15 protein-coding genes are annotated in these 16680 nt (G+C 63.6%); 4 read left to right on the plus strand and 11 right to left on the minus strand.

Features of this window, described 5'->3' with window-relative positions:
• Window positions 1-23: 23 nt before the first annotated feature.
• The 3 genes from guaB to F6X62_RS02815 form a co-directional block, all read right to left on the minus strand.
• Window positions 24-1493, minus strand: a complete 1470-nt coding sequence (gene guaB / locus F6X62_RS02805) for an IMP dehydrogenase (RefSeq protein WP_054895167.1) — start codon at window positions 1491-1493, stop codon at window positions 24-26.
• Window positions 1494-1594: 101 nt separating this feature from the next.
• A complete protein-coding gene (locus tag F6X62_RS02810) occupies window positions 1595-2146 on the minus strand; it encodes a hypothetical protein (protein WP_054895166.1) in 552 nt (183 codons plus the stop codon).
• Window positions 2147-2196: 50 nt separating this feature from the next.
• Entirely contained in the window at window positions 2197-2952 is a 756-nt protein-coding gene (locus tag F6X62_RS02815) for a sulfite exporter TauE/SafE family protein (protein WP_054895165.1), read from the minus strand.
• A gap of 106 nt (window positions 2953-3058) precedes the next feature.
• Between F6X62_RS02815 and xseA the strand changes: the two genes are divergently transcribed.
• The 3 genes from xseA to leuA all read left to right on the plus strand — a co-directional run bounded on the left by xseA (window position 3059) and on the right by leuA (window position 7329).
• The gene (gene xseA, locus F6X62_RS02820) at window positions 3059-4438 is read left to right on the plus strand and encodes an exodeoxyribonuclease VII large subunit (protein WP_153772639.1); all 1380 of its coding nucleotides are present in this window, start codon (window positions 3059-3061) and stop codon (window positions 4436-4438) included.
• Window positions 4439-4441: 3 nt separating this feature from the next.
• The gene (locus F6X62_RS02825) at window positions 4442-5269 is read left to right on the plus strand and encodes a M23 family metallopeptidase (RefSeq protein ID WP_153772640.1); all 828 of its coding nucleotides are present in this window, start codon (window positions 4442-4444) and stop codon (window positions 5267-5269) included.
• Between the two features lie 386 nt (window positions 5270-5655).
• On the plus strand, window positions 5656-7329 hold the full coding sequence (gene leuA / locus F6X62_RS02830) for a 2-isopropylmalate synthase (RefSeq protein ID WP_125930649.1): 1674 nt from the start codon (window positions 5656-5658) through the stop codon (window positions 7327-7329).
• Between the two features lie 146 nt (window positions 7330-7475).
• On the opposite strand, the gene F6X62_RS02835 is transcribed toward leuA, so the two are convergent.
• From F6X62_RS02835 to zwf, 3 genes are read right to left on the minus strand one after another with little or no spacing between them, the layout of a single operon-like run.
• Window positions 7476-8150, minus strand: coding sequence for a bifunctional 4-hydroxy-2-oxoglutarate aldolase/2-dehydro-3-deoxy-phosphogluconate aldolase (locus F6X62_RS02835; protein ID WP_054895162.1), 675 nt, complete (start codon window positions 8148-8150; stop codon window positions 7476-7478).
• 17 nt (window positions 8151-8167) lie between these two features.
• Window positions 8168-8881 carry a 6-phosphogluconolactonase gene (gene pgl / locus F6X62_RS02840; protein ID WP_153772641.1) on the minus strand — a complete coding sequence of 238 codons (714 nt, stop codon included), beginning with the start codon at window positions 8879-8881 and terminating at the stop codon, window positions 8168-8170.
• Complete coding sequence (gene zwf / locus F6X62_RS02845; protein ID WP_054895160.1) at window positions 8868-10337, minus strand: glucose-6-phosphate dehydrogenase; 1470 nt, start codon at window positions 10335-10337, stop codon at window positions 8868-8870. The genes pgl and zwf overlap by 14 nt, the downstream gene beginning before the upstream one ends.
• A gap of 210 nt (window positions 10338-10547) precedes the next feature.
• On the opposite strand from zwf, the gene hexR reads away from it, so the two are divergent.
• Entirely contained in the window at window positions 10548-11402 is an 855-nt protein-coding gene (hexR, locus tag F6X62_RS02850) for a DNA-binding transcriptional regulator HexR (protein ID WP_200604055.1), read from the plus strand.
• 1 nt (window position 11403) lies between these two features.
• On the opposite strand, the gene F6X62_RS02855 is transcribed toward hexR, so the two are convergent.
• The 5 genes from F6X62_RS02855 to F6X62_RS02875 form a co-directional block, all read right to left on the minus strand.
• A complete protein-coding gene (locus F6X62_RS02855) occupies window positions 11404-12258 on the minus strand; it encodes a D-hexose-6-phosphate mutarotase (RefSeq protein ID WP_153772642.1) in 855 nt (284 codons plus the stop codon).
• Between the two features lie 117 nt (window positions 12259-12375).
• Window positions 12376-13719: a carbohydrate porin gene (locus F6X62_RS02860; protein WP_153772643.1), complete on the minus strand. Its 1344-nt coding sequence runs from the start codon at window positions 13717-13719 to the stop codon at window positions 12376-12378.
• Window positions 13720-13760: 41 nt separating this feature from the next.
• Window positions 13761-14915, minus strand: coding sequence for an ABC transporter ATP-binding protein (locus F6X62_RS02865; RefSeq protein ID WP_063543235.1), 1155 nt, complete (start codon window positions 14913-14915; stop codon window positions 13761-13763).
• Between the two features lie 3 nt (window positions 14916-14918).
• Window positions 14919-15764, minus strand: a complete 846-nt coding sequence (locus F6X62_RS02870) for a carbohydrate ABC transporter permease (RefSeq protein ID WP_063543233.1) — start codon at window positions 15762-15764, stop codon at window positions 14919-14921.
• A complete protein-coding gene (locus F6X62_RS02875) occupies window positions 15754-16665 on the minus strand; it encodes a carbohydrate ABC transporter permease (RefSeq protein WP_054895154.1) in 912 nt (303 codons plus the stop codon). Before F6X62_RS02875 ends, F6X62_RS02870 begins: the two co-directional genes overlap by 11 nt.
• Window positions 16666-16680: the final 15 nt, after the last annotated feature.

The raw sequence follows: 16680 nt of genomic DNA on the forward strand, positions 1-16680 counted from the left end.
CGCTCTCGGTTGTTGCTGAAGCCTCAGCCTACGCGGTAGTTAGGGGCTTCCTTGGTGATCTGCACGTCGTGCACGTGGGACTCGGCCATGCCGGCACCGGTGATGCGCACGAACTCCGGCTTGGTGCGCATCTCTTCGATGGTCGCGCTGCCGGTGTAGCCCATGGAGGAACGCAGCCCGCCCATCAGCTGGTGGATGATCGCGGCCAGGGCACCCTTGTAAGGGACGCGGCCTTCGATACCTTCCGGAACCAGCTTCTCGGCACCGGCCGAGGAGTCCTGGAAGTAGCGGTCCGAAGAACCCTGCGCCTGTGCCATGGCACCCAGCGAACCCATGCCGCGGTAAGCCTTGTACGAACGGCCCTGGAACAGCTCGACTTCACCCGGGGCTTCTTCGGTACCGGCGAACATCGAGCCCATCATCACGCACGAAGCGCCGGCAACGATGGCCTTGGACAGGTCACCGGAGAAACGGATACCGCCGTCGGCGATCAGTGGCACACCCGTGCCTTCCAATGCTGCGGCGACGTTGGCGATGGCGCTGATCTGCGGCACGCCGACACCGGCGACGATACGGGTGGTGCAGATCGAGCCTGGGCCGATGCCGACCTTGACAGCATCGGCGCCGGCCTCGGCCAGGGCCTTGGCGGCGGCACCGGTAGCGATGTTGCCGCCGATCACCTGCACCTGCGGGTAGTTCTCCTTGACCCAGCGAACGCGGTCGATCACGCCTTTGGAGTGGCCGTGGGCGGTGTCGACCACCACCACGTCAACACCAGCGGCAACCAGGGCGGCTACGCGCTCGCCGGTGTCCTTGCCGGTGCCGACTGCAGCGCCGACGCGCAGGCGACCCTGGTCGTCCTTGCTGGCCAGTGGGTAGGCCTTGGCTTTTTCGATGTCCTTGACGGTCATCATGCCCTTGAGGGCGAACTTGTCGTCGACGATCAGGACTTTTTCCAGGCGGTGCTTGTGCAGCAGCTCGCGGACTTCGTTCTTGTCGGCGCCTTCACGGACGGTGACCAGACGCTCCTTGGGAGTCATCACGTCGCGCACTTTGGCTTCCAGACGCGTCTCGAAACGCACGTCGCGGGAGGTGACGATACCGACCAGGTCACCGTTTTCCAGCACCGGAACACCCGAGATGTTGTTCAGGCGGGTCAGGTCGAACAGGTCGCGCACGGTGGCGTCGGCATCGATGGTGATCGGATCCTTGACCACGCCAGCCTCGAACTTCTTGACCTTGCGTACTTCGCCGGCCTGCTGTTCGATGGTCATGTTCTTGTGGATGATGCCGATGCCGCCTTCCTGAGCCATGGCGATGGCCAGGCGCGCTTCGGTCACGGTATCCATGGCGGCGGAGACCAGTGGAATGTTCAGCTCGATGCCACGGGTCAAACGGGTCTTGAGACTGACTTCATTAGGCAGTACCTCGGAGTAACCAGGTACAAGGAGGATATCGTCGAAGGTCAGGGCTTCTTGGCTGATACGCAGCATCGCGGGGGCTCCCGGGCGGGAAAAATGGAAGCGCGCCATTATACTCATCCATGGCGCGCCGCTCAATGCAAAAAAGGGGCCTTCGGTCCAGTTCCTGCCGCTCAGGCCACCTTCACCTGCACCACGGCGACCGGCTGATCCAGCCAGTCGGCGAAACTGTCGAGGAACGCCTGGGTAAACCCGGCCTCGCCCCAGTTGTTGAAGATGAACCCCAGGTTGGAAAAGGCACAGGGTTGCAGATAAAGAAAGCCGTTGATGTCGTCCTCGAAGCCGCACAGGGGGCAGGTGAAGTTGTCACTGACGCCGGGCATCCACTCTTCCAGGCTTTCGAACAGCGGCTCGCCGACCTCACGCCGACACTCAGGGCACCCCGCTTCCTCGCGAAAACCGTCGGTGGGGGTATAGATGCAGCGCTTGAGCATCACCTCCAGGCCGTTGACCGGCTCGCCGAAGGGCAGTTTCTCGGGATGCAGCGCCACCTTGCGCGCGCCTTGGGCCAGGGCATGCCCCATGCGATTGCCGGTGCGCCCGCAGGTGCTCAGTTGCTCCTCGACGATCTTCTCGCGCACCAGCCAGCGCAGGATCGCCCTGGCACGGGCCTCGTGAACCGGAACGGTGGACTGCTTGGGGACGATGATGCTCTGGGTGTTCATGAACGGGACGGGCCTGAAAACTGCGGTAATCGCGTAATTCTACGCCCTGCTCAGCCGCTCAGGTAGCGACCGATCAGCGCCACCCCGCTGGCCAGCACCAGCCAGGTGACCAGCCGCACGAAGGCTTCGCGGGACAGTTTCAGGCTCAGGCGCCTGCCGACCCAGAGCCCTGCGAACATCACCGGCAGCAGGCAGGCTGCCAGCATCAACAGGCTGGCGTCGGCATAGACCCCGGCGATCAGGAACAGCGACAGGCGCACCAGGGTGCTGCAACTGATCAGCGCGCTCTGGGTAGCGCGTACCTGCTCCTTCACCTCCAGCCGGGCGCTCAAGTAGATCGCATAGAGGAAGCCACCGCTGCCGAACAGTGCCCCGAACAGCCCGCCAATCGTGCCCATCGGCACCGCCCACAGCCCGGACAGCTTCGCCGGCCGCACCTTCACCGCCAGGCTGTAGATGGCATAGGCGGTAACGAACAGGCCCATCAGCAACAACAGCAGGTCGGATTTCAGGTGCAGCAGGAACACCACGCCCAAGGTACAACCCACTGCCATGCACGGCAGCAAACGCAGCAGTTCGCCGCGAACCACATCGCGGCGCGAGGGCAGCAGGTTGCCGAAGGCGGCGACGAAGTCCAGCAGCACCAGCAGGGGGATGATCCGCGACAACGGCATGAAGTGGATCAGTACCGGGCCGGCCACCAAGGCGGTACCGAAGCCGGCGATGCCGAAGACGATGTAGGCGGCGGCGATGGCCAGCAGGATGGGGAGCCATTCCAATGGGGTGGCGGGGAGAAGTTCGAGCATCGTGCCGAGTCCTGAGGTAGTCCTTTGGGGGTGGGCGGGAAATACACTGGAGCTTACAGGATTTGACCTTGATAACCCCCCCACCCTGCCCCTTATCATGCCCGGCATGATCAGAGACCCTTTCGAACGACTCGGCCTGGACCGCGAGGTCCTCACCGTCAGCCAGCTCAACGGCCGCGCCCGTGTGCTGCTCGAAGACGTGTTCCGCAGTGTCTGGGTGGAAGGCGAGATATCCAACCTCGCCCGCCCGGCCTCCGGCCACCTGTACTTCACCCTCAAGGACAGCGGCGCCCAGATCCGCTGCGCATTGTTCCGGCAGAACGCTGTCAGGGTCCGCCAGGCCCTGCGTGACGGCCTGGCGGTCAAGGTGCGCGGCAAGGTCTCGCTGTTCGAGGGGCGCGGTGATTACCAGTTGATCGTCGATACCGTCGAGCCCGCCGGTGACGGCGCCTTGCGCCTGGCTTTCGAAGCCTTGAAGGAAAAGCTCGGCAACGAAGGGCTGTTCAGTGCCGAACGCAAGCAGCCGCTGCCGGCTCACCCGCGACGCATCGGCATCGTCACCTCGCCCACCGGCGCGGTGATCCGCGACATCATCAGTGTATTCCGCCGCCGTGCACCGCAAGTCGAACTCAACCTGATCCCCACGGCAGTGCAGGGGCGCGAAGCCATTGGCCAGATCGTGCGGGCCTTGCAGCGGGCCGACAGCCTCGGCTTCGATGCACTGATCCTGGCCCGTGGCGGCGGCTCGCTGGAAGACCTCTGGTGCTTCAACGAAGAAGCCGTCGCACGTGCCATCGCCGCCTGCGTGACACCCGTCGTCAGTGCGGTGGGCCATGAGACCGACGTGTCGATCAGCGACTTCGTGGCCGACGTGCGCGCACCGACGCCTTCGGCGGCCGCCGAACTGCTCGCGCCTGACAACAGCGGCCTGCAACAGCGTCTCGACAGCCTGCAACGCCGCCTGCTGCTGCGCATGCAGCACCGCCTGAGCCACGATCGCCTGCGCCTGGAAGGCCTGGCCCGTCGCCTGCGTCACCCCGGTGAACGCCTGCGCCAGCAGGCCCAACGCCTGGATGACCTGGACATGCGCTTGCGCCGCGCCTTCATGCTCGACATGAACCAGCGCCAGCAACGCCTGAGCCGCCTCGACATGCGCCTGGCCGCGCAGCATCCCGGGCGCACCCTCAAGCTGCTCGGACAGCGCCTGGACAGCCTCGCCGAGCGCCTGCCGCGAGCCATGCGCGAAACGCTCAAGGACCGTCGCCAGCGCTTCCAGGCGCAATTGCAGACGCTGCAAGTGGTCAGCCCGCTGGCCACCCTGGCTCGCGGCTACAGCATCCTGCTCGACGAGCGCGGCCAGGCCATCCGCAGCGCCGCCCAGACCCGCAACGGCCAGCGCCTGACCGCACGCCTGAACGAAGGCGAACTGCAGGTCCGGGTCGAAGACAACCACCAGACTCCGGTCACCCTCTCCCTACTGGACTGACACATGCCCCGCCTGCTTGCCCCCCTGCTCGCACTCTGCGCCCTGCTGCTGGCCGCCACGGCCCAGGCCAGCTACATCACCCGCACCCTCAACAAGCCAGTCCCCGGCGGCGTGGCGGTGGTCGACCTCGGCCCCGCCACCAGCGCACCGAGCGCGCGCTTCGACGGCAAGCCGGTGCTGGTGGTCAAGGAACAGGACACCTGGCTGGCCATCGTCGGTATCCCGCTGACGCAGAAACCCGGCACAGCCACCCTCAGCCAAGGCGCACGCACCCTGTCCTTCAACGTGGGCAGCAAGAAATACCCCGAGCAGCACATCACCCTGAAGAACAAGCGCCAGGTCAATCCCGAGCCGGATGACCTCAAGCGCATCGACCGTGAACTGGCCGAACAGGTCAAGGCCTACCGCAGCTTCAGCCCGGGCGTGCCGAGCAACCTGATCCTCGACAAGCCGGTCAACGGCCCACTGTCGAGCAAGTTCGGCGTGCGCCGCTTCTTCAATGGCGAAGAGCGCAACCCCCACGCCGGGCTGGACTTCGCCGTACCCGCCGGCACCCCGATCAAGACACCGGCCAACGGCAAGGTGATCCTGGTTGGCGACTACTTCTTCAATGGCCGCACGGTGTTCGTCGACCATGGCCAGGGTTTCATCAGCATGTTCTGCCACATGTCCAAGGTCGATGTGCGACCGGAACAGGTGCTGCGCCGCGGCGACGTGGTCGGCAAGGTTGGCTCCACGGGCCGGGCCACCGGGCCGCACATGCACTGGAACGTCAGCCTGAACGATGCACGGGTGGACCCGGCGATCTTCATCGGGGCGTTCCAGCCCTGAGATCGGTGACAAGCCCGCTCACACCGGGGATTTCCTGTGGGAGCGGGCTTGTCCCGCGATGGCCGCGCCGCAGACGCACCACCTTGCGCGGCAGCAAACCTCTGCACAATAAAAAATCAATAAAAACCAAGCTGCAGCCATAAAATCTCACCCAAATGCTTTTTTTAAGCATTCCTCTCAATTTTTCTTGAACACTTGCCATCTCCCACTCCCACTGGTTAGGGTTGAGGGCATGAAAACCTCGATCACCCTCATTCTGCTCCGCCAACACCGCAGCCTTTGCCTGGTCAGTGCACGACTACCTGGGTGAACCGCGTCGCCTCGCCTCTTCATCTCGTTATTGCTTGGCAGGCCCGATCAGGCCGCACATTAAAGGATTGCTCCAAATGACCATGCTCAAAGATCCGTCGAAGAAATACCGCGCCTTCCCGACCATCGATCTGCCAGACCGTACCTGGCCATCGAAGGCCATCACCCAGGCGCCAATCTGGTGCAGCTCCGACCTGCGTGACGGGAACCAGTCGCTGATCGAGCCGATGGACGCCGAGAAGAAGCTGCGTTTCTGGAAAACCCTGGTGCAGGTTGGCGTGAAAGAGATCGAGGCGTCGTTCCCGTCTGCCTCGCAGACTGACTTCGACTTCGTGCGTACCCTGATCGAAGATGGCCACATCCCCGACGACACCACCATCCAGGTACTGACCCAGGCCCGTGAAGACCTGATCGCCCGGACCTTCGAGTCCCTGCGCGGCGCGAAGAAAGCCATCGTGCACCTGTACAACGCCACCTGCCCGGCGTTCCGCCGCATCGTCTTCAACCAGGACAAGCAAGGCGTGAAGGACATCGCGGTGAACGCCGCCAAGCTGTTCGTCAAGTACGCCGCCCAGCAGCCCGAAACGCACTGGACCTTCCAGTACTCGCCAGAAACCTTCAGCGCCACCGAGCTTGAGTTCGCCAAGGAAGTGTGTGACGCGGTGATCGAGGTGTGGAACCCGACCCCTGAGCACAAGATCATCCTCAACCTGCCGGCCACCGTGGAAGTCGCCACGCCAAATGTCTACGCCGACCAGATCGAATGGTTCTGCCGCAACGTCAACCGCCGCGACAGCGTGATCATCAGCCTGCACACCCACAACGACCGTGGCACCGGCATCGCCGCCACCGAGCTGGGCCTGATGGCGGGTGCCGACCGCGCCGAAGGCTGCCTGTTCGGCAACGGTGAGCGTACCGGCAACGTCGACCTGGTCACGCTCGCGCTGAACCTCTACACCCAGGGTATCGACCCGCAACTGGACTTCTCCGACATCGACGGCGTGCGCAAGGTCGTCGAAGAGTGCAACCAGCTGCCGGTGCACCCACGCCATCCGTACGTTGGTGACCTGGTGCATACCGCTTTCTCGGGCTCGCACCAGGACGCCATCCGCAAAGGCTTCGCCAAGCAGCAGGACGGCGAGCTGTGGGAAGTTCCGTACCTGCCGATCGACCCGGCCGACATCGGCCGCAGCTACGAGGCGGTCATCCGCGTCAACAGCCAGTCCGGCAAGGGCGGTATCACCTACCTGCTCGAACAGGAATACGGCATCAGCCTGCCGCGCCGCATGCAGATCGAGTTCAGCCAGGTGGTTCAGGGCGAGACCGACCGTCTCGGCCTGGAAATGACTGCCCAGCAGATCTACAGCCTGTTGCACAAAGAGTATCTGCAGGCCAACGCCCCTTACGCCCTGGTCAGCCATCGTCTGCAGGAAGAGAACGGCAGCAGTGCCGTGGAAGTGGAAGTCGCCGGCGAAGGCGAGACCACCCTGCACTGGCGCGGCAAGGGCAACGGTGCCCTCGAAGCCCTGGTAGCTGGCCTGCCGATCGCGGTCGAGATCATGGACTACAACGAGCACGCCATCGGTGCAGGTACCAATGCCAAGGCCGCAGCCTACATCGAACTGCGTGTGGCCGGCGGTCGTCCGGTGCATGGCGTGGGTATCGATGAGAACATCACCACCGCAAGCTTCAAGGCACTGTTCAGTGCGTTGAACCGCTCGCTGAGCCAGCAGGCCGCCAAGGCGGCGTAACCGCACGCGCAGCACACGGAGCCCGCATCGGTCGATGCGGGCTTTTTCATTTCATGGTGGGCCATGATGGAGGCAAAACCTGCACATAAAAAAAGGGGCGCCGACCAAGCGCCCCACAAGCCGTACAGCACACAACGAAATTCGTATCAGTCCAGCAGTGCCATCGCCTCGGCGCTGCAGGCTTCGATCCGCGCCCAGTCACCGTTCTTGATCCAGCTGCTGTCCAGCATCCAGGTCCCGCCCACGCACATTACATTCGGCAACGCCATGTAGTTGCGCGCGTTGGCCGGATTCACACCGCCGGTGGGGCAGAAGCGGATATCGCCGAACGGGCCGCCGTAGGCCTTGATCGCTGCCACGCCGCCAACGATCTCGGCGGGGAACAGCTTGAAGCGACGATAGCCAAGTGCGTAGCCCGCCATGATTTCCGACGGCGTGCTGATTCCCGGCAGCAGCGGAATATCACTCTGCACACCGGCTTCGAGCACCTCGCGGGTAATTCCCGGAGTCACCACGAATTGCGCACCCGCCGCTTCCACGGCCGCGAACATCGCAGGATCGAGCACGGTACCGGCACCGATGCACAGCTCTGGACGCTGCTCACGCAGCACCTGGATGGCCTTGAGGCCGTGCTGCGAACGCAGGGTCACCTCCAGGGTACGGATACCACCGGCTGCCAGGGCGTCGGCCAGCGGCAGAATGTCTTCCTCGCGGGCGATGGTGATCACCGGCAGGATGCGCGCCTTGCCGCAGATCTCATCGATCCGGGCGGCTTTCTCGGCCATCGAGAGCAAAGGTTGTGGGCGTTCAAGCGTGGTCATGACAGTGGATCCTTGGCTCATGGGCACCAGTAGATGTCCAGGGGGTCGTGAAGAAAGGCGCGAATGGGCATTTGCTTGAGGTCGTCGCCAGCCAGAGCGGCGCGCAGGGTAGCGAGTTTGCCTGGCCCCTGCACGGACAGTGCGACGAAAGCAGCGCTCGACAGCAGCGCACGGGTCATCGACAAGCGCTGGTGTGGCACGCTCGGTGCCAGCAATGGCAGGCAGCGGCGCTTGCTGTCCGGATCGAGGCCCTCGGCCAGGTTCGGGCTGTCCGGGAACAGCGATGCGGTATGGCCATCGTCGCCCATGCCGAGCACCAGCACGTCGATCGGCGGCAGGTCGGCAAGCACCTGGTCGACCTGTTGGGCCGCGGCGTCGAGGTTGTCGGCGCGCTGGTACAGGCCCATGAACCGCGCCTTGGCCGCCTCACCCTTGAGCAGGTGCCGGGCCAGCAGCCCGGCATTGCTGTCGGCGTGCTCGACCGGCACCCAGCGCTCGTCGGCCAGCGACACGGTCACCTTCGACCAGTCGAGTTTTTCCAGGGCAAGTTGCTCGAGAAACGGTACGGGGCTACGCCCGCCAGAGAGCACTACGCAGGCCTGGCCCTTGCTGGCGATGGCGGCGCGCAGGCGCTCGGCCACGTCACTGGCCAGCGTCGCGGCCAGGCGCTTGGCGTCTGTCAGCGTGTGAACCTTCACGGTCGCCGGCAGTTGCAGTTCAGATATCGCCATACCAGGCTCTCCCATCGCGTGTGATCAGTGCAATCGAGCTCATCGGGCCCCAGGACCCGGCCGCATACGGCTTGGGCGCGTCACCGGCGTTCTTCCAGCCGGCGATCAACTGGTCGCACCAGGTCCAGGCGTACTCGATCTCGTCCTTGCGCACGAACAGGTTCTGGTTGCCACGCATCACTTCGAGCAGCAAACGCTCGTAGGCATCCGGAATCCGCGCGCTGCGCCAGGTGTCGGAAAAATTCAGTTGCAGCGGGCCGCTGCGCAGTTGCATGCCCTTGTCCAGCCCCTGCTCCTTGGTCATCACCCGCAGCGAGATACCTTCGTCGGGTTGCAGACGGATGATCAGCTTGTTGCCAATCTGCAAACGCTGCTCCGGCGCGAAGATGTAGTGCGGCGTCTCCTTGAAGTGGATGACGATCTGCGACAGCTTCTGCGGCATGCGCTTGCCGGTACGCAGATAGAACGGCACGCCCGACCAACGCCAGTTGCGAATGTCGGCGCGCAGGGCGACGAAGGTTTCGGTGTCGCTCTGGGCGTTGGCGTTCTCTTCTTCCAGGTAGCCCGGCACTGGCGTGCCGTCGCTGTAGCCGGCGATGTACTGGCCGCGCACGACACGGGTGCTCAGCCCCTCGCCGGTGATCGGTGCCAGCGCCTTGAGCACCTTGACCTTCTCGTCGCGGATGCTGTCGGCCGACAGATCGCTGGGCGGGTCCATGGCGATCAGGCACAGCAGTTGAAGCAAGTGGTTCTGGATCATGTCGCGCAGTTGGCCGGCCTTGTCGAAGTAGCCCCAGCGGCCTTCGATACCGACTTTCTCGGCAACGGTGATCTCCACGTGGGAGATGGAGTTCTGGTTCCACTGGGTTTCGAACAGGCTGTTGGCAAAGCGCAAGGCGATGAGGTTCTGTACCGTTTCCTTGCCCAGGTAGTGGTCGATGCGATAGACCCGGCTTTCGGGGAAGAAGCGCGCCACGGCGTCATTGACCCGACGCGACGACTCCAGGTCGTGCCCGATGGGTTTTTCCAGCACGACGCGAGTGCGCGATGCCAGGCCGGCCTTGTCGAGGTTTTCGCAGATGGCTCCGTAGACCGCCGCCGCAGTGGCGAAATAGGCGATCAGTGGCTGCCCTTCACCGGCCTGCTCGGCCAGGGCCTGGTAGCCTTCGGGCTGGACGAAGTCCAGGTGCAGGTAGTTCAGGCGGTCGAGAAACCGTTGCAGGGCCTGGGGTTCGATATCGGCCGCCGGCACGAAGCGGCGCAGCTGGGCTTCGATGTTCGCCAGGTGCTGCTCGGGAGTACCGGCTTCGCGGGCCAGGGCCAGCAGCCGGGTATCCGAATGCAGCAGGCCGGCGCGGTCCAGTTCGTAGAGGGCAGGAAACAGCTTGCGCAACGCCAGGTCGCCAAGGGCGCCAAAGAGGGCGAATGTGCAAGGTTCTACACTGATAGCAACCATGATGTTGGTTCTTTTATTAAAGTTGGCCTAGAAATACCGTTTTCGATGACAATTTTCAAGCGCGATGTAGTAAAAATAACAACATCTCGTACGGCGATTACAGACAAGTGGTACGACAATCCCACCATCAGTACGATAGACAACCGTGCAAAAAGCCGACTGTTCCCTCAGCCGGCCGTCTTTCCGACCCAAGGACATCCCATGGACCGTGTGCGAAACCTCCTGGAACAGATCCAGGGCCGCCTCGACGAGTTGAACAAGGCCGAACGCAAAGTCGCCGAAGTCATCCTCCTCAACCCGCAACAAGCCACCCGTTTCAGCATTGCCGCCCTGGCCCAGGCGGCCAAGGTCAGCGAACCGACCGTCAACCGCTTCTGCCGCTCGTTCGGCGTCAGCGGCTACCCCGAACTCAAGCTGCAACTGGCGCAGAGCCTGGCCAGTGGCGCCGCCTACGTGAGCCGCGCAGTGGAAGCCGACGACGATCCGGCGGCCTATACCCAGAAGATCTTCGCCAGCGCCATCGCTTCGCTCGACAGCGCCTGCCAGCAGATCGACCCGCAGCAGGTCAGCCGCGCCGTGGACATGATGATCCAGGCCCGGCAGATCCACTTCTTCGGCCTGGGCGCCTCGGCCCCGGTGGCCATGGACGCCCAGCACAAGTTCTTCCGCTTCAACCTGGCGGTGTCGGCGCATCCTGACGTGCTGATGCAGCGCATGCTGGCGTCGGTCGCGCACACCGGTGACCTGTTCGTGATCATTTCCTACACCGGGCGCACCCGCGAACTGGTCGAAGTGGCGAAGCAGGCCAGGGAAAACGGCGCCTCGGTGCTGGGTATCACGGCCGCCGGCTCGCCACTGGCCAAGGCCTGCAGCATGAGCCTGCACCTGCCGTTGCCGGAGGACACCGACATCTACATGCCGATGACCTCGCGCATCATCCAGTTGACGGTCCTCGATGTGCTGGCGACCGGCATGACCCTGCGCCGCGGCTCGGATTTCCAGCCACACCTGCGCAAGATCAAGGAAAGCCTCAACGCCAGCCGCTACCCTGCCGAAGACAGCTGACTCAGCCGAGCCGATGCGCCTGCAGCCGCAACTGCGCGCGCTGCCCAGGCGCCAGGCTCAGGCCCTCGCCGCTGCCACTGGCAGCCTCGACGCAGACGAAGCCCTGGCTCTCGCGCCCGCTCACTCCCATCAATGGGCGATTACCCGGGTGCCAGACCACCGTGTCGTCGCTGTCGCTGGTGTCGATGCACAGGTCACGCCCCCAGGCCGAGTCATGCAACTGCACTTTCGGTGTCCCGGGGTAGACCTTCTGGCACCCCCCGTTGAGCGTGAGCACGCCGTCTTCCCGGCAGGCCTGGCGGTTGAGGCGGTCGTAGCCGTCGATATCCTCAAGGCCTGACAAGGCAATCTGCGACACGTCGCTGATGCGCCAGAACGCGAGCAATGCGTGGCTCAGCTGGCAGGGTTCGCTGTCCTGGTGCTCGGTGCACAGGCGCAGTTCCATGCTCGAGCCCAGCCGAGCGTGCAAGTCGACTTGCCAGTCGCACAGGTCCAGGCGCCACTTGAGCGTGACGCCCTCCTCGTCCTCGCGGCTGTCGAGCAGCTTCCAGTCCAGCAAACGCCCCCAGCCGTGGGCCGGCCACAGGTCCTCGCTGGGATGACGGCCATACCAGGGCCAGCACACCGGCACGCCACCACGGATCGCACCGACCTGTGGCCATTGCTCGGCGCACCACAACCAGGGTTTCTCGCCGCTCGGCTGAAAGTGCAGCAACTGTGCGCCCTGGCGGCTGAACACCGCCTGGCAGCGCGGGTGATCGATGATCAGGACATCGCGCTGCTGGTAACGCTCCCACTCGAAAACCGGCCGGGGCCGCTGCGAAGTGAAAAAGCGATGGAGCGGATGTTCAGACATGTTCAGAAAGCTCTTGTTGTTTGAGATAGCGCTGTCTTTACCCAAGCCCGAGATCCACTGCAGAACAGTGGAACTCGGGGGGTGGGGATGAATGGCGTAAATTTACAACAATTTTTCTCAGAATGACGACTGAATCTTCAAGCCTGCGACCAACGCGTTGTCGACATCGTCCACACCGCCCGGGCTCTTGATGTACTGCAGGTTCGGCCGCACGGTCAGCCAGTTGGTGACGTGGAAGCCGTAGTACAGCTCGGCGTTGTACTCGGTGCGCTGCAGCGGTACGAAGCCAGGGTTGTCGTAGTCATTGATACCGCTCTGGGCGTTGAGCAGCTCAGCGCGCTTCTTCACGTCGTCATTGACGTGAATGCGGGCGATGCCGAAGCCGATATCATCCTTGGGCCGTGCATCGAAGGCGCCCTTGTAGACCATCCCTACCTGCTGGTAGTTGTCGACCACGTTGGTCGCCTTGTCGTGCACGGTGAAGTTGGCGAACAGGCTCAGGCCGCGGTTGGCATCGCCGTTGTGCGCGGTGACCTGCTGCTGGGCCACGACCCACCAGCCATGTTTGCTCGAGTGCGACTTGAAGGCTTGGCCAGTCAACGCCTGCGGGTTGCCGTTGATGTCGTCGTAGACGTCGTCGGCCTTGGCGGTGCTGTAGTAATAGCCCAGGCGGTATTCGCCCGGCAGGCCGTTGACCTTCGGCGACCAGACCATCTCCACCGGCAGGATCGCGCCCTTGGTCCCGCTGCCACTGAGCTTGAAGCCGTTGCCGGTCTCGAGGTTGGACGGGTTCTGCTCGTAGGCACCGACTTGGACGAAGAACTCCGGCGTGATGTTGTACTTCACCCGCAGTGCCCACTGGCTGACCGGCCAGTTGTACCAGATGCCACCCACCCAGTTACCCACCTGCGAACCGCAGAACGCCAGGTTCTGGAAGTCGCAAGGGAAGCTGTTGAAGTCCTCGCCTTCCCCGAAGCGGCCGACCTTCACGTCCAGCGCGCCGTCGAAGTACTTCTGCTTGACCCACATCTGCGTCAGGCGCCAGGTCTGGCCGCGGCCCCAGACTTCCTGTACCGAGCTGAACTGCCCGGCGCGCGGATCGCTGATGCGGTCGTTGGACAGGTTGCGACCGCTACGCTCGGTGATCGCCAGCTTGAACTCCGCATCGTGCCAGCCGAGGATCTTCTGCAGGTCCAGGTGCGCGCCGAGGGCGAACTGGTCGCTGTAGCGCGCGGTCTTGTCGTTGTTGTAGCCACCGTGCAGGTTACCGGCCACTTCACCGACATAGTCGACGGTGAAGTCATAGCCTTTTTCCAACAGCTCGGTGCGAGCCCCACCCCAGTCGCCAGTCATCCATTTCGACTCGCTGGAGAAAGCCTCGGCAGCATGCGCGCCATTGCTGCCAACGAGGGCGAGCAGGGTCAGCGAGCCTAGTGCCTTGATACGCTTGCGATGGTCCATCCCTTGTTTCCTCTTTTCTTGTTATCGATGGTTTGCTTGCTTCAACGTCCCTTGATACGTGTCACGTTGTCCTTGGCTGGAGCGTCCGCTGCCGGCAGGTCGAGGCGTTCGCCGCTGCTCGCGTCGAACAGCAGGACCCGCGCCGGATCGAACTGCAGGTTGAGGCTGTCGCCGACATTGCAGGCGACGTCCGGCGCCAACCGGCAGCAGACCTTGGTCTGGTTGAGGGTGACGAACACCAGCAGGTCCGGCCCGGTAGGTTCCAGGACCTGCACTTCTGCACGCACCGCCGGCAAGCCGTTGCCTTCGGCGCTACCAAGTGCGATCTGTTCAGGGCGCACGCCGAGGATCACTTCGCGGCCGTCCAGCGCTTCGCTGGCAGCGCCCAGGGGCAGTTCGCAGCGGGCCTGGCCGCTGTCGAGCAGGGCGAACAGGCGCCCGTCCTGCTTGCTGATGCGCACCGGGATGAAGTTCATCGGTGGCGAACCGATGAAGCTGGCGACGAACAGGTTCGCCGGATCGTTGTAGATCTGCTGGGGCGTACCGAACTGCTGGATGATGCCGTCCTTCATCACCGCAACCTTGTCACCCAGGGTCATGGCCTCGATCTGGTCGTGGGTCACGTACACCGTGGTGGTTTTCAGACGCTGGTGCATCAGTTTCATTTCGGTGCGCATCTCGACCCGCAGCTTGGCGTCGAGGTTCGACAACGGCTCGTCGAACAGGTAGATCTTCGGCCTGCGCGCCAGCGCCCGGCCCATGGCCACGCGCTGTTGCTGGCCACCGGAGAGCTGGCCAGGCTTGCGATTGAGCAGGTGCTCGATCTGCAGCAGCTTGGCCACCCGCGCGACCTCTTCGTCGATCGCCGACTGCGGCATCTTGCGGATCTTCAGGCCGAACTCGATGTTCTCGCGCACGCTCATGGTCGGGTACAGCGCGTAGGACTGGAACACCATGGCGATGTCACGATCCTTCGGGCTCATGCCGGAGACGTCCTGGTCATCGATCAGGATCGCACCCCCTGTGATGTTCTCGAGGCCAGCGATGCAGTTCATCAAGGTGGACTTGCCGCAGCCGGAAGGGCCGACCAGGATCAGGAACTCGCCATCCTTGATGGCCAGCTGGATATCCTTGAGGGTGTCCGGCAAGCCGGTGCCGTAGGTCTTGTTTACATTGCGAAGTTCGAGCGTTGCCATGACTTACCCCTTGACTGCGCCGGCGGTCAGCCCACGCACGAAATACTTGCCTGCGACCACATAGACCAGCAGGGTTGGCAGTGCGGCGATCATTGCCGCGGCCATGTCGACGTTGTATTCCTTGGCACCGGTGCTGGTGTTGACCAGGTTGTTCAGGGCCACGGTGATCGGTTGCGAATCGCCGCTGGAGAACACCACGCCGAACAGGAAGTCGTTCCAGATCTGGGTGAACTGCCAGATCAGGCAGACCATGATGATCGGCGTCGACATCGGCAGGATGATGCGGCGGAAGATGGTGAAGAACCCGGCACCATCCAGGCGTGCAGCCTTGACCAGTGCCTCGGGAATGCTCACGTAGTAGTTGCGGAAGAACAGCGTGGTGAAGGCCAGGCCATAGACCACGTGCACCAGCACCAGCCCCGAGGTGGTGCTGGCAAGTCCCAGCTTGCCAAGGGTGAACGAGGCCGGCAGCAGCACGGTCTGGAATGGCAGGAAGCAGCCGAACAGCAGCAGACCGAAGAACAGTTGCGAGCCACGGAAGCGCCACATCGACAGCACGTAGCCGTTCAGCGCGCCGATGGCCGTGGAGATCAGCACCGCCGGCACGGTGATCAGGATCGAGTTCCAGAAGTAGCCGCTGACCGTGGCCCAGGCCTTGACCCAGCCAATCGTGGTGAACAGCTCGGGCCAGCTCAACAGGTTGCCGGTGCTGATGTCTTCCGGGGTCTTGAAGCTGGTCAGCAGCATCACTACCAGCGGCACCAGGTAGAGCAGCACCGCCAGCAGCAGCACCGCGTGGATGGCGATGCGGCCCAGGCTGAGGGCCGGTTTGTCGAGGTTAGTGGTCATTGCGTTTGGTCCTCAGCTCGGAATACAGGTAAGGCACGAGGATCGCGAGGATCGCACCGAGCATCAGGATCGCGCTGGCAGAACCCATGCCCATCTGCCCGCGGCTGAAGGTGAACGAATACATGAACATCGCTGGCAGGTCCGAGGAATAGCCAGGGCCACCGGCGGTCATCGCGGCCACCAGGTCGAAGCTCTTGATGGCGATGTGCGAGAGGATCATCAGCGAGCTGAAGAACACCGGGCGCAGGCTTGGCAGCACCACGGTCCAGTAGATGCGCGGCATGCTCGCGCCGTCGATTTGCGCAGCACGGATGATCGACTGGTCGACACCGCGCAGCCCGGCAAGGAACATCGCCATGATGAAGCCCGAGGCCTGCCATACCGCGGCGATCACCAGGCAGTAGACGACCCGGTCCGGATCGATCAGCCAGTCGAGGCGAAAACCCTCCCAGCCCCAGTCGCGCAGCAGCTTGTCCAGGCCCATGCCGGGGTTGAGCAGCCACTTCCAGGCGGTACCGGTCACGATCATCGACAGTGCCATGGGGTACAGGTAGATGGTGCGGATTACCCCTTCGCGGCGGATGCGCTGGTCGAGGAACACCGCCAGCAGCACGCCGATCACCAGGGTGATGCCGATGAACATCCCGCCGAAGACCAGCAGGTTCTTGCTCGCTACCCACCAGCGGTCGTTGTCGAACAGCCGCGCGTACTGGGCCAGGCCCGCCCATTTGTAGGTGGGCAGGAAGGTCGAGGTGGTGAACGACAGGACGAAGGTCCAGAGGATGTAGCCGTAGAAGCCCACCAGCACGATGAACATGCTCGGCGCCAGTACCAGTTTCGGTAGCCAGCGCTGGAGCGCGTCCAGGGGTGAGGCCCGCAGTTGGGCGGTGGTCGTAGTCATGAGTGGGATACCCGG

This window comes from Pseudomonas sp. MNR3A (assembly GCF_009650575.1).
GTDB classification, from domain to species: Bacteria; Pseudomonadota; Gammaproteobacteria; order Pseudomonadales; family Pseudomonadaceae; genus Aquipseudomonas; species Aquipseudomonas machongensis.

Bases quoted from the DNA above. Each gene is read 5' to 3' on its own strand.
- guaB (WP_054895167.1), bottom strand. From the start codon at position 1,493: ATGCTGCGTATCAGCCAAGAAGCCCTGACCTTCGACGATATCCTCCTT.
- F6X62_RS02810 (WP_054895166.1), bottom strand. From the start codon at position 2,146: ATGAACACCCAGAGCATCATCGTCCCCAAGCAGTCCACCGTTCCGGTT.
- F6X62_RS02815 (WP_054895165.1), bottom strand. From the start codon at position 2,952: ATGCTCGAACTTCTCCCCGCCACCCCATTGGAATGGCTCCCCATCCTG.
- xseA (WP_153772639.1), top strand. From the start codon at position 3,059: ATGATCAGAGACCCTTTCGAACGACTCGGCCTGGACCGCGAGGTCCTC.
- F6X62_RS02825 (WP_153772640.1), top strand. From the start codon at position 4,442: ATGCCCCGCCTGCTTGCCCCCCTGCTCGCACTCTGCGCCCTGCTGCTG.
- leuA (WP_125930649.1), top strand. From the start codon at position 5,656: ATGACCATGCTCAAAGATCCGTCGAAGAAATACCGCGCCTTCCCGACC.
- F6X62_RS02835 (WP_054895162.1), bottom strand. From the start codon at position 8,150: ATGACCACGCTTGAACGCCCACAACCTTTGCTCTCGATGGCCGAGAAA.
- pgl (WP_153772641.1), bottom strand. From the start codon at position 8,881: ATGGCGATATCTGAACTGCAACTGCCGGCGACCGTGAAGGTTCACACG.
- zwf (WP_054895160.1), bottom strand. From the start codon at position 10,337: ATGGTTGCTATCAGTGTAGAACCTTGCACATTCGCCCTCTTTGGCGCC.
- F6X62_RS02855 (WP_153772642.1), bottom strand. From the start codon at position 12,258: ATGTCTGAACATCCGCTCCATCGCTTTTTCACTTCGCAGCGGCCCCGG.
- F6X62_RS02860 (WP_153772643.1), bottom strand. From the start codon at position 13,719: ATGGACCATCGCAAGCGTATCAAGGCACTAGGCTCGCTGACCCTGCTC.
- F6X62_RS02865 (WP_063543235.1), bottom strand. From the start codon at position 14,915: ATGGCAACGCTCGAACTTCGCAATGTAAACAAGACCTACGGCACCGGC.
- F6X62_RS02870 (WP_063543233.1), bottom strand. From the start codon at position 15,764: ATGACCACTAACCTCGACAAACCGGCCCTCAGCCTGGGCCGCATCGCC.
- F6X62_RS02875 (WP_054895154.1), bottom strand. From the start codon at position 16,665: ATGACTACGACCACCGCCCAACTGCGGGCCTCACCCCTGGACGCGCTC.